Source organism: Paraburkholderia sp. (assembly GCF_035501035.1).
In the GTDB taxonomy this organism is placed as follows: Bacteria; Pseudomonadota; Gammaproteobacteria; order Burkholderiales; family Burkholderiaceae; genus Paraburkholderia.
Window position 1 is genome coordinate 18,203 of sequence record NZ_DATJWR010000176.1, and the last position, 11,534, is coordinate 29,736.

Here is an 11,534-nt window from a genome sequence, read left to right on the forward strand (position 1 = left end):
TGCGCGCGCCCTGCACCACCGTTCCTGCCGAGGCCCTGCGCATGCCTTACATGCGCCCCACTCCATCCTTTTCAGCCGCGGCAGGCACGGTTCGCCGTGCGCCGCCGCGTTTTGCTGCAATCCCTTTCAGTGCCGATGCGCCGGCACTTCAGCGCCCGAGTGCCGTTGCCTCGCGAGCGCCGAATACTTCCTGCAGATCGACCGAGGTACCCGCCGGCCGGTCGAGCATCCTGAGCTCGACGCCCTGCAAATGCCGCACCATCAGGTCGACCGCCTCTTTCTCATTTCCGGCTTCCAGCGCCGCGAGAATCGCCTCGTGATCGTCGAACGAACACGGGCTGCGTCCCGGCGATTCGTAGAGCGCCGAAATCAGCGTCGAGCGCGCCACGAGTCCGTTCAGGCAATCGCAGAGCACCGTGTTCCCGGTGAGCGATGCGAGCGACGTATGGAACTCGCCCGACAGACGGATCCACGTCGGAAAGTCGCGGCCTTCGAAGGCCTTGCGCTCGCGCCGGATCGTCTCGCCGATGCTCTTCAGGCGCCGGTTGCCGTGCTGCGCGCTGCATATGCGCCCTACGACGGCCATCTCGATGATCCGCCGCATTTCGAACACCTCGTGCACTTCCTGGAGCGTCGGGCTTGCGACGAACGCGCCGCGATTGGGCTCCAGATCAACGAGATGATCCGTTGCGAGCAGCGCGAGCGCCTGGCGGATCGGGCCGCGCTTCACGCCGAATACTTCGCACAACTGTGCTTCCGTCAACTTCGCGCCGGGCGGCAAGCGGTGCTCGAGGATGGCAGCGCGAATGCGCGCTGCAATTGCCTCGGGCTTCATGCCGGTTGCTTCGGCGTCGATATCGGTCTTTCGCATGGCTCGGTTCTCTATGTTGGGTATGCTAGGTTGGACATAAATATTGTCAACAATTTTGTTGGCGGACCTGGGGAATATCCCCACGCACCCTCAAGCTGCGGCGTGCTTCCATTCGGTGAAAACCGCTTTATAACGGGGAATCTGGCACCGACTTGGTGATTTCCCGCCCCGAAGCGGCTCCATTTTTTGTCGACAATTTATCCAAATAGCTTGCACCGGGACATGGGCCGGCACCGGGATGAATTGGCTGTTAGTTGCATATGTCTCCATAAAAAAAGCGCCCGAAAGCGCTTTTGAGTCGGCGGCATCAGCCGAGATGCGGGTAGCCGCTCACAGTTATCTCGAAGCCGTGCGGCGTGGCGTTCAATTGGGCGGGCGCGCCCATCGGCAACGTCACCATGTCCGGAATGTGGCCGAACGGCAGGCCCGTAATCACGGGGATGCCGACCACGGATCGCACCTGCTCCACCATTTCGCGCAGGTCGTAGCCGTTGTCGTAATCGAATTGCTTGCTGCCCGAAAAGTCGCCCAGCACGAGCGCCTGCTGGCGCGCGAGAATGCCCGTCAGGTGCAGCTGATAGATCATGCGTTCGACGCGGAACGGCTGTTCGTTCACGTCCTCGACGAACAGGATGCCCCCCTCTACCTGCGGTAGATAAGGCGTGCCGATCAGCGAGGTGAGCACCGCCAGGTTGCCGCCCCAGAGCGTGCCCGAAACGCTCGCCGACTGCGCCTGGGGCGCATTCACCTTGAGCGTATAAGTCGGTTTCGAAAGCGTGTCCCAGAAGTGATGCATCGTGAAGCTGCTCACACTTTCGGCGCCGAAGTCGCTCACGAGCATGGGGCCGCCGAACGTCGTGAGCCCCGCGCGCGCAAGCAGCGCGAGTTGGATGGCGGTGAAATCGCTATGTCCGACGAATGCAATGGGCTGATCCTTCAGGCGGCGCTGCAGCCCGTCGTAGTCGAGACCATGCAGGATGCGCACCGCGCCATAGCCCCCACGCACGGCAAGCACGATGTCCGGCAGGTCGCGCGACGGATCGGCGAGACGATTGAGCTCCGCGGCGCGCTGGCCGTCGGTGCCGGCAAAGCGCTGATAGCGCCGCTCGGTCGCCTGCACGCCTTCGACACGATGGCCCTGCGCCCGCAACCGGGTGAGCGCACGATGCACGGCCTCCGCATCGTGCGGGTAGCCGGACGGCGCGATCAGTTCGATGGTGCGATGAGTGGTCATGTTGAATGGAACTCAGCCTGCCGTTTCGTCCGGACCGGCGACGCCGGTCTGCGCCTCGTCCTGCTCAGCCTGTGCCCTCGCCGCCCGGCGCGCTTCGCGGCTCGCGCGCCGCCGCTCGGCGAAGAACGAGCGCAGCGCCTCGCCGCACTCGTCCGCCAGCACGCCGCCGCTCACGCTCGTATGGTGATTCAGTTGCTCGTTGGCGAATGCGTCGACCACGCTGCCGCACGCGCCCGTTTTCGGATCGTGCGCACCGAAAACGACCCGCGCGATGCGTGCATGCATGATCGCACCGGCGCACATCAGACACGGTTCAAGGGTCACATAGAGTTCGCAGCCGGGCAAGCGGTAGTTACCCAGCGCCTGCGCGCCTGCGCGCAAGGCCGCCATTTCGGCGTGCGCGGAAGGATCGTGCGCGCCGATCGGATGATTGAAGCCCGACGCAATCACCTCGTCACCGCGCACGAGCACGGCGCCGACGGGCACTTCGCCGGCTGCGCGCGCCGCTTCCGCGGCGGCCTGCGCAAGGCGCATGAAATGGCGCTCGCGTTCCTGGACGCAAGCGGCTTCGGACTCGGGTGCAGAGTCCGGGCTGAGCGTATCGACGGGTGTCGGGCCTTCCGGCGCGGGCTCAGGGTGCGCCTGCGCGGCCTCTGCGGCCGGAATGCCGGGGTGAACGGGAGCGCCCGTCACGCTGCCCCCGCCATGACCACCGCCCGCGGGCCGGCCTCGCCTGCGGCTCGTTCCGACAGACGCTCCGCGATGCGGCGACGGTATTCGTGCGGCACGACCATCGGTCCGCCGCGCAACGATTCGAGCGCCATGTCGAGTGCGAGCACGTGCGCGCGCAGACGGCATTGCGCGGCCTTGTCTCCGACTTTGGCGAGTTCTTCCGCGAGATCGCTCAGGGCGCGCAGCTGTTCGACTGCGGGCGGCACGAACCCGGCGTTCTTCAGAATGCGGTTGGCTACGCGTACCTCTTCGGGCACGAACAAGTCATCGTCGAGTTCCTGCGGCGCGCCGGCGCCCGGCAAATCGTCGAATTCGCCGCGCGCAGCCGCGGCGGCAATCCGTTGTTCGACGAGGGCATCAAGCAATTTCATCAGCTATCCACTACGTTGCGGCTCACGCATTCTATCAGGGTAAGACCTGGAGGACTGTCGGCCTCTGGCGTGTGCACCATCCCGGTCTTGCAGCTTGACAGCCCCATGAATTCATGCCGAATGAATGAGTGCAGGCGACGAAGCCCGGATCCCTCTGCGAGAGGCGGCGGTGAGGTTGGCGTCTGGACGAGCGGATGGCCTCCGCGTGGAGTTCGTCTCGGTCGCCCCTTGTCCAGCGCCTGCAATGATGAAACGACACCCTGTTTTTGACGGGTCGACTGCGCGACGGCTGCGCTGCGTCGCCCTGGGCCTCTTGCTGGCCGCCAGTCTCGCGGGCTGCGGCGTGTTCTGTGGGGCGGCCGGTGGCAGCGGCGGGGGCGTAGCCGGTGGATGTGGAGCCGCCGTGCGGTTTTGAGGGCAAGAAGCGAGAACGCCGCCGGCATGCGCGGATCGTACCGGCAAGCCAGCGGCGTCGCTGGGGTCTCGGGGCTAGCCGCCCCGCTAATCGAGGGCGTTCGCCCTGCCCTTAGTCCTTCATCACCTTGCCGACCGCGTCGACCACCACGCCCACGTTCTTCTCGTTGAGGCCGGCCACGCACATGCGGCCCGAGCGCAGGATATACACGCCGAACTCATCCTTCAGCCGCTCGACCTGCTGCGGGTTCAAGCCCGTGTACGTGAACATCCCGCGCTGCTTCACGTAGCGCGCGAGCGCCGCCTCGCCTGCGTGAGCGCGCAGCCCGTCATGAATCGCCACGCGCATGCGGGCGATACGCTCGCACATCGCCGCCAGCTCCTTCTCCCACGAGGCCTTGAGCTCCGGGCTGGTGAGCACGCGCGTCACGATCTTCGCGCCGTGCGTGGGCGGGTTGCTGTAGTTCGCGCGCACCGAGCCCGTGAGCTGGCCAAGCACGCGATCGGCGGCCGCCGCGTCCTCGCAGATCACGTGCAGGCCGCCGCAGCGCTCGCCGTAGAGCGAGAAGTTCTTCGAGAACGAATTCGCCACGAGCGCCGGGAGGCCGCGCCGCGCGATCTCGCGCACCGCGAACGCGTCGTCGTCGAGGCCCGCGCCGAAGCCCTGGTACGCCATGTCGACGAACGGCAGCAAATCGCGCTTTTGCAGCACGTCGATCAACTGCTCCCATTGCGCACGATCCAGATCGACACCCGTCGGGTTATGGCAGCACGCGTGCAGCAGCACCACGCTCTTGGCCGGCAGTGCGTCGATGGCCGAAAGCATCGCCTCGAACTTCAGGCCCCCCGTCGCCTCGTCGTAGTACGGGTAGGTGTTCACCGTGAAGCCCGCACGCTCGAAAATGAAGCGGTGGTTTTCCCACGTCGGATCGCTCACCCAGACCTGGCTCTCCGGAAAGTAGCGCTTGATGAAATCCGCGCCCACCTTGAGCGCGCCCGAGCCGCCGAGCGTCTGCACGGTCGCGATGCGACCGGCCGCGCGCGAAGGGCACTGCGCGCCGAACACGAGCGCCTGCACGGCGTCGCGATATTGCGCGAAGCCCGCCATCGGCAGATAGGGCTTCGGACCCGGCTCCTCGAGAATCGCCGCCTCGGCCGCGTGGACGGCCTGCATGACCGGCAGGCGGCCGTCGTCGTCGAAGTAAATGCCAATGCTCAGATTGACCTTGTTCTGACGCGGGTCCTTCTGGAAGTTCTCGTTGAGCGAGAGGATCGGGTCGCCGGGGTAGGCATCGATGTGTTCGAACATGGTGTTTGCTAATTAGCTCTTCAGTACGAAAAATCGGGACAAATAGACGGAACAGCGCTCAAGGAGCCGTCACGCCGCGTTGCAGCGCCGGCACCGCCTTGCGCTGCCACACGCGATAGGCGAGTCCAAGCACGCCCAGCCAGACCGGAATCAGGTACACCGAAATCCGCAGGTCCGGGATCAGATACATTACAACGAGAATGCCTCCGAGGAACGCGAGACACACATAATTCGTGAGCGGATAGCCCAGGCTGCGGAACGTGGTGGTCTCGCCGGCGCGTGCCTTCTCGCGACGGAATTTCAGGTGGATGAGGCTGATCATCGCCCAGTTGATGATGAGCGCGGACACCACGAGCCCCATCAGCAACTCGAACGCCTTGCCTGGCATGAAATAGTTGATGATCACGCACGCGGCCGTCACGAATGCCGAAACACCGAGCGCCGCCAGCGGAATGCCACGTCGGCTCACCTTGAGCAGCGCCTTGGGCGCATTACCCTGCTGCGCGAGGCCGTAGAGCATGCGGCTGTTGCAGTACACGCCGCTGTTGTAGACCGAAAGCGCAGCCGTCAGCACGACGAGGTTGAGGATGTTGGCCACGAGGTCGCTGTTCATCGCGTGGAAAATCAGCACGAAGGGGCTGCCGCCAGCCACCACCTTCTGCCACGGATACAGCGAGAGCAGCACGCCGAGCGCGCCGATGTAAAAAATCAGGATGCGGTAGATCACCTGATTGGTCGCGCGCGGAATGGTATGCGAGGGATCGTCGGCCTCGGCCGCGGTGATGCCGACGAGCTCCAGCCCGCCGAACGAGAACATCACGACCGCCATCGCCATCACGAGACCCGAAACGCCATGCGGGAAGAACCCACCGTTGCGCCAGAGATTCGAGACGCTCGCCTCAGGACCGGCCGCGCCCGAGAACAGCAGCCAGCCGCCAAAGCCGATCATGCCGACGATCGCCAGCACCTTGATGATCGCGAACCAGAACTCGAGCTCGCCGTACGACTTGACGCTCGTCAGGTTGATGCCGTTGATGATGACGAAGAACGCCAGCGCCGAGACCCATGTGGGCAGCCCCGGCCACCAGTAATGCATGTAGATGCCGACGGCGGAGAGTTCGGCCATGCTCACGAGCACGTAGAGCACCCAGTAGTTCCAGCCCGACAGAAAGCCCGCGAACGGGCCGAAGTACTTGTCGGCGAAATGGCTGAACGAGCCGGCAACGGGTTCGTCCACGACCATTTCGCCCAGTTGCCGCATGATGAAGAACGCGATGATGCCGGCGACGCCGTAGCCGAGCAGCACCGAGGGGCCGGCGGTCTGGATCGTCTGCGCGATGCCGAGAAAGAGGCCCGTGCCGATCGCCCCGCCCAGCGCGATGAGCTGGATATGACGATTCTTCAGGCCGCGTTTTAGCTGGCCGCGATTGTCCCGCGTGTCGTTTGAAACCATGTCTCTTCCTGTCTCTTCCTTATCGACGCGACGCCGGGGCATCCGGGTAGGACACCGGCTCCGCTCTACGAAATAAAATTGCATGCGCAACGTTCTGCGCCGGCATGCCGACAGGCTTGACGGAATTCGCCGTCAGCCCGATTGGGTGCGCCCAGTGTATAGTTGGCGCGGAAAAATATGATTTCATCTGATACGCAGGCAAACCCTGATTGATACAATTCCATTTCACCTTGAACCCATCTCGCGCAAGATAAATGCAGAATCTCACGCTCGATACGATCGACATGCGGCTCCTCGCCGCACTTCAGGAGCACGGCCGCGCGTCGAACCTCGAGCTCGCGGCCGCGATCAAGCTCTCGCCCGCGCAAACGCTCAGGCGACATCGGCGGCTCGAGGAGCTCGGCGTGATCCGGCGCTACGAGACGCGCCTCGACGCGCAGGCGCTGGGTTTCGGCGTGGTCGCCTTCATTCAGGTGACGATGGAACGCGGGCACATGCGCGAGCTCGTGAAGTTCAAGGAGCTCGTCGCAACGTTGCCGCAGGTGCAGGAGTGCTACTCCGTGACTGGCGATATCGACTACGTGCTGAAGGTGGTGGCGCGCGACCTCAAGGCGCTTTCCGAGTTCCTGCTCGATACCCTGATGCGCGCACCCGGCGTGAACAGCGTGCAGTCGATCGTTTGCCTCGATGAGCTCAAGGGCACGAGTGCAATGCCGCTGGAGGCATGAGAAAAGCGCGCACCGAGCCCGTCTGGCGCGTCTGATGGGGTCTTCGGCGAAAACGCAATTTTATCTCATCGGAGGGCGGCGGGCCGCGCCAGAGCGCATCGCCCCGCAAGGCCCTTCGTCTTACGCCGGAGGGAGAACGTCGAGATCGAGCAGGCGATGGTGCGCGGCGGTCTCGGCGTCACGATCCTGCCTGCCACCGCGCGCGAAATGCTGGCCGAACCCGACCTCGTTGCGCGGCCCATCGACGACCCCGCATTCGTGCGCGCCACCGCGCTCGTGAAAAAGCGCGGACGAACGCTGCCGGGTGTCACGGATGCGTTCATCAAGCTGATGCTCGAGCGATTGGGGCGACGGCTGGATGACGGTCGGATCGACGATCAGGACGACAACGGCCACGCGCTCGCGCCGCCAGCGTGCTGCGCCGCACGAAATTCGTTGCCGCAAAAAGCGCTTTGTAATCTGCGCGAAGCCAAGGTGCCGGCTGGCGAAATAGTCTTGCTAAAAGCGCCATCGTGCTCTAAAAAACATGCTAGTTAGCACGTCTACCGGTCGCCCCGGCCAAGACAACGGGCGGCTCCACAAGAGCGAGCGCGACAGTCCATGAGTCTTCTTGAGCTCAGAGGCGTTTCCAGGCACTTCGGCGCCATTCAAGCGCTGACCGATGTGACGCTGAGCCTGGAGCCGGGCGAGGTGGTGGGCCTCATGGGCGACAACGGCGCCGGAAAATCGACGCTGGTGAAGGTCATCGCCGGCAACTTCCCGCCCTCCCACGGCGAAATCCTCATCGACGGCAAACCGGTCCATTTCAGCAGACCCGTCGACGCCCGCGCGCAGGGAATCGAGGTCGTCTATCAGGACCTCGCGCTCTGCGACAACCTCACGGCGGCAGCCAATGTCTTTCTCGGCCGCGAGCCGCGCATCGGCGTTTGGCCCTTTCGCGTGCTCGATCACGCGACCATGTATCGGCGCGCCGGCGAGCTTTTCAAGGAACTGAAATCCGAGACGCGCCCGCGCGATCTCGTGCGCCAGATGTCGGGCGGTCAGCGCCAGGCCGTGGCAATCGCCCGCACGCGCCTCTCGGAGGCGCGGCTCGTGCTCATGGACGAACCGACGGCCGCGATCAGCGTGCGGCAGGTGGCGCAGGTGCTCGAACTCATCAGGCGCCTGTCCGAGCACGGCATCGCCGTCATGCTCATCAGCCACCGCATGCCTGACGTTTTCGAGGTTGCCCACCGCGTGGTCGTCATGCGCCGCGGGCGCATGGTCGCGGACAAGAAGATCGAAGCGTCCTCCCCGGAGGAAGTCACCGGCCTCATTACCGGAGCCATCGCCACTGCGTGAAACGGCCTCGCACGTCGCTGGCGTGGGACCCGATTCAGTGCTCTGCATGGGACCGGAGTAAGTGCTAAAGCACTAACTCCGGTCGACAGCTAAAGCGCCAACTCTGGTCGACCGCTCTGCATGGGACCAGAGTAAGGCGCTAAAGCGCCAACTCTGGTCGACACAGGAGACCTGAAAATTGAACGAAGCGCCGCAAAGGCCTAGCCCAATGCCAACGTTGCTCGACGATCCCCAATCCGCGAAGACACACACCCGCTGGACGGGGCTGCTGGCGAGCCAGGTGTTCTGGGTCGTGCTCGCCACGCTCATCGCTTGCGTCCTGCTCTCGTTCGTCACCTCCACTTTCGCGACGCAGCAGAACCTGTTCAATGTCACGCGCAACTTCGCCTTCGTCGCCATCGTCGCGCTCGGCATGATGGCCGTGATCGTCACGGGCGGCATCGACATTTCGGTCGGCTCGACGATCGGCATCAGCGGCGTCGTGCTTTCGGTCGTCATGAACGCCGGCTATCCGATCTGGGCCGGCATCGGCATGGGGCTCTTGACCGCCGGGCTCGTCGGCCTCGTGAACGGCCTGCTCATCGCGTATCTCGGCATGCAGCCGTTCGTCGTGACGCTCGGCATGCTGAGCGTGGGCCGCAGCCTCGCGCTCGTGATCTCCGGCAGCCGGACCATCTTCGAATTCGGGCCCGACGGCAGCAAGTTGCTTGCGCTCGGCGGCGGCAAGACGCTCGGTGTCGCCAATCCCGTGTGGTTCCTGATCATCCTGGGCCTGCTTTTCTGGTTTGCCTTCGCCTTCACGCGCTGGGGCCGCTACGTCTTCGCCGTCGGCGGCAACCGCCACGCGGCCAACCTCACCGGCGTGCCGGTGCGGCGCGTGATCTGCTCGGTCTATGTGCTCTGCGGCCTGATGGCGGGCGTCGCGGCCATCCTCGAAGTCGGCTGGCTCGGCGCGGTGACCACGGGCCTTGGCACCGGCGACGAACTGCGCGTGATCGCCGCGACGGTGATCGGCGGGACCAATCTCGCGGGCGGCGTGGGCAGCGCGTTCGGAACCATCGTCGGCGCCGCGCTCATCGAGGTCATCCGCAACAGCCTGATTTTGCTCGGCGTCGACTCGTTCTGGCAGGGGACGGTCGTGGGCGCCTTCATCATCGTCGCCGTGCTGTTCAACCGGCTCGGCGGCGAGCGGCAAGGAGAGTGAATGGCCTTCGGGCGCGCCGGCCGCGATGCAGCCGGGCGCCAGTGCAAGGGAGATGCGGCCGGATAAGCGCGGAACCGCCGGACGCCAGTCAACAAGCAACACGAGGTTCCGCAGCGCGCCCAAGGCACGGACGCGGGCTTTGCTTGACGACGACGATGAAAATCTTGCGAGACATGCGCGCCGCGCAACCGGCGCCGAACTGGAGGAAACCATGAAGAAAGCATGGATGTATCTCGCTGTGATCGGAGGGCTCGCCATGATGGCCTCCTCCGCCTTCGCAGAGGACAAGACCCTCGCGCTGGTCGTGAAGGGACTCGACAACCCCTACTTCGACCTCATGAAACAAGGATGCGACCGGGCGAACAAGGAGCTCGGCAAACAGGGCTACAACTGCTACTACACGGGGCCCGCGACGGCTGCCGACGAAAGCGCCGAAGTGCAGATCGTCGACGACCTGCTGACCAAGGGCGTCGCGGCGATCGCGATTTCGCCCTCGAATGCGCCCGCCATCGCCGAAGTGATCCGGCGCCGCAACGCGAAGATCCCGATCATCACCGCCGACGCCGATCTACTGCCGAAGGACCAGTCGCTGCGCAAGGCCTATGTCGGCACCGACAACTACGAACTAGGCGTCAAGCTCGGCGAGCAGCTCAAGACGCTGATGCCCAAGGGCGGCAATATTTGCCTCGTCATGGGCAACCCGGCAGCCGAGAACATCAACCAGCGCGCCCAGGGTACGCGCGACGTGCTCTCGGGCAAGAAGGGAATCAAGAAGCTTGCGGGCGAGAACAACTGGCATGAAATCAGTGCGTGTCCGCTTTACGTGAACGACGACGCCGCGAAGGCCAACCAGATGATGCAGGACACGCTCACTGCGAATGCCAACAGTCTCGATGCGTTCGTGCTGGAGGGAGGCTGGCCGCTGTTCGCACCCGAGGCCTATTCGCAGGTCGTCACGCCAATCATGGACAAGATCCAGAGCGGCAAGTTCGTCATCGTCTCGGCCGATACGCTCGGGCCCGAGCTGCAGGCGCTCAAGGACCACAAGGTCAATGTGCTCGTCGGACAACGGCCTGAGGAGATGGGCTATCAGGCGGCGATGGTCATGCGCGACCTGGCGCAAGGCAAGACGGTGAAGCCGGTCATCCACACTGGCCTCGACGTTTGCACCTGGAAGAACGCGGACACCTGCCTCAAGCATTGAAGGCCCGCAAGGTGCGTTGCGATGGGGAATACGGGAGCCGAGGCAGCACGCACCCCGGCTCCTTCGTAGCGCACATCGACCACTGGCAACGGCACGATGCAACCGCATCGCCACTGCGAGAACAAGCAGCAAAAAATTCGAGTGCACGCCGAACTCCGACCTGCGCAGCTTGCTGGACCACGCTTCTCCCTGGCAGGTCAACGAATGCAATCGCGCTGCATGTCGATTCGCAAGCGAACCGGAAGGTGCCTGGCGAGGCACTCCGGTCACTCGCTTCCCCCGGGGAACAGTTCCTCAGTATGGGTCCAGCCTCTCTGGCATACCTGAGAGAGCCATCATTGTGGAACTGCCGGCGCGCGCTGCAGAAAGGTCGATATCGCGTCTACGACACCGTCGGCCAACGGAAGGCCCGGGACGCTGTATGTCGCGATGTTTTCGTTTCTATCGCTTGTCAGGACGGTTTTCAGAACATGGTTAACATTGGCGAAAAGCACAAGCTCAGCTTGCGAATTCGCATGCTTGAGCCGCCCGGCATCGCCAGGTCCCACTTGAATATCCCGCAGTCCCTGCAAAATAAGCACCGGCCTCGCATAGTCGGCTAACAGCGCAATCGGATCAAGCGTCAGTTCGCTTATGAGAAAGCGTTGTACGCGCGGTCTAAACAAGGGCATCA

At 64.1% G+C, this 11,534-nt stretch carries 10 protein-coding genes and 2 pseudogenes; 5 read left to right on the forward strand and 7 right to left on the reverse strand.

From position 1 onward, the window contains the following. Positions 1-148 precede the first annotated feature (148 nt). From VMJ11_RS12360 to VMJ11_RS12385, 6 genes are all read right to left on the reverse strand, one after another. Positions 149-871 (reverse strand): GntR family transcriptional regulator, encoded by a 723-nt coding sequence (locus tag VMJ11_RS12360; protein ID WP_325619696.1) that lies wholly within the window; start codon positions 869-871, stop codon positions 149-151. 307 nt (positions 872-1,178) lie between these two features. Beyond that, positions 1,179-2,105: a muramoyltetrapeptide carboxypeptidase gene (gene ldcA / locus VMJ11_RS12365; protein ID WP_325619697.1), complete on the reverse strand. Its 927-nt coding sequence runs from the start codon at positions 2,103-2,105 to the stop codon at positions 1,179-1,181. 12 nt (positions 2,106-2,117) lie between these two features. Further along, the gene (tadA, locus tag VMJ11_RS12370; protein WP_414694377.1) at positions 2,118-2,771 is read right to left on the reverse strand and encodes a tRNA adenosine(34) deaminase TadA; all 654 of its coding nucleotides are present in this window, start codon (positions 2,769-2,771) and stop codon (positions 2,118-2,120) included. A 23-nt stretch (positions 2,772-2,794) separates the two neighbouring features. Continuing rightward, positions 2,795-3,208 carry a DnaJ family domain-containing protein gene (locus VMJ11_RS12375; RefSeq protein ID WP_325619699.1) on the reverse strand — a complete coding sequence of 138 codons (414 nt, stop codon included), beginning with the start codon at positions 3,206-3,208 and terminating at the stop codon, positions 2,795-2,797. A gap of 526 nt (positions 3,209-3,734) precedes the next feature. Next, positions 3,735-4,931 (reverse strand): amino acid aminotransferase, encoded by a 1,197-nt coding sequence (locus tag VMJ11_RS12380; RefSeq protein WP_325619700.1) that lies wholly within the window; start codon positions 4,929-4,931, stop codon positions 3,735-3,737. A gap of 58 nt (positions 4,932-4,989) precedes the next feature. Then, positions 4,990-6,384, reverse strand: coding sequence for an amino acid permease (locus VMJ11_RS12385; RefSeq protein WP_325619701.1), 1,395 nt, complete (start codon positions 6,382-6,384; stop codon positions 4,990-4,992). A 254-nt stretch (positions 6,385-6,638) separates the two neighbouring features. Between VMJ11_RS12385 and VMJ11_RS12390 the strand changes: the two genes are divergently transcribed. The 5 genes and pseudogenes from VMJ11_RS12390 to VMJ11_RS12410 all read left to right on the forward strand — a co-directional run bounded on the left by VMJ11_RS12390 (position 6,639) and on the right by VMJ11_RS12410 (position 10,861). Continuing rightward, positions 6,639-7,112 carry an Lrp/AsnC family transcriptional regulator gene (locus VMJ11_RS12390; protein ID WP_325619702.1) on the forward strand — a complete coding sequence of 158 codons (474 nt, stop codon included), beginning with the start codon at positions 6,639-6,641 and terminating at the stop codon, positions 7,110-7,112. Between the two features lie 153 nt (positions 7,113-7,265). Continuing rightward, positions 7,266-7,466: pseudogene (locus tag VMJ11_RS12395) on the forward strand (LysR substrate-binding domain-containing protein); the annotation flags it as partial. A gap of 246 nt (positions 7,467-7,712) precedes the next feature. Beyond that, positions 7,713-8,453: an ATP-binding cassette domain-containing protein gene (locus VMJ11_RS12400; protein WP_325619703.1), complete on the forward strand. Its 741-nt coding sequence runs from the start codon at positions 7,713-7,715 to the stop codon at positions 8,451-8,453. A gap of 208 nt (positions 8,454-8,661) precedes the next feature. Next, entirely contained in the window at positions 8,662-9,657 is a 996-nt protein-coding gene (locus tag VMJ11_RS12405) for an ABC transporter permease (protein WP_325619704.1), read from the forward strand. 211 nt (positions 9,658-9,868) lie between these two features. Further along, positions 9,869-10,861, forward strand: a complete 993-nt coding sequence (locus tag VMJ11_RS12410) for a sugar-binding protein (protein WP_325619705.1) — start codon at positions 9,869-9,871, stop codon at positions 10,859-10,861. Between the two features lie 335 nt (positions 10,862-11,196). Here VMJ11_RS12410 and VMJ11_RS12415 read toward each other — a convergent pair. Next, positions 11,197-11,534 (reverse strand): annotated as a pseudogene (locus tag VMJ11_RS12415) (alpha/beta hydrolase); the annotation flags it as partial.

Coding starts and splice junctions, on each gene's coding strand:
- VMJ11_RS12360 (WP_325619696.1), bottom strand. CDS start 871: ATGCGAAAGACCGATATCGACGCCGAAGCAACCGGCATGAAGCCCGAG.
- ldcA (WP_325619697.1), bottom strand. CDS start 2,105: ATGACCACTCATCGCACCATCGAACTGATCGCGCCGTCCGGCTACCCG.
- VMJ11_RS12375 (WP_325619699.1), bottom strand. CDS start 3,208: ATGAAATTGCTTGATGCCCTCGTCGAACAACGGATTGCCGCCGCGGCT.
- VMJ11_RS12380 (WP_325619700.1), bottom strand. CDS start 4,931: ATGTTCGAACACATCGATGCCTACCCCGGCGACCCGATCCTCTCGCTC.
- VMJ11_RS12385 (WP_325619701.1), bottom strand. CDS start 6,384: ATGGTTTCAAACGACACGCGGGACAATCGCGGCCAGCTAAAACGCGGC.
- VMJ11_RS12390 (WP_325619702.1), top strand. CDS start 6,639: ATGCAGAATCTCACGCTCGATACGATCGACATGCGGCTCCTCGCCGCA.
- VMJ11_RS12400 (WP_325619703.1), top strand. CDS start 7,713: ATGAGTCTTCTTGAGCTCAGAGGCGTTTCCAGGCACTTCGGCGCCATT.
- VMJ11_RS12405 (WP_325619704.1), top strand. CDS start 8,662: ATGCCAACGTTGCTCGACGATCCCCAATCCGCGAAGACACACACCCGC.
- VMJ11_RS12410 (WP_325619705.1), top strand. CDS start 9,869: ATGAAGAAAGCATGGATGTATCTCGCTGTGATCGGAGGGCTCGCCATG.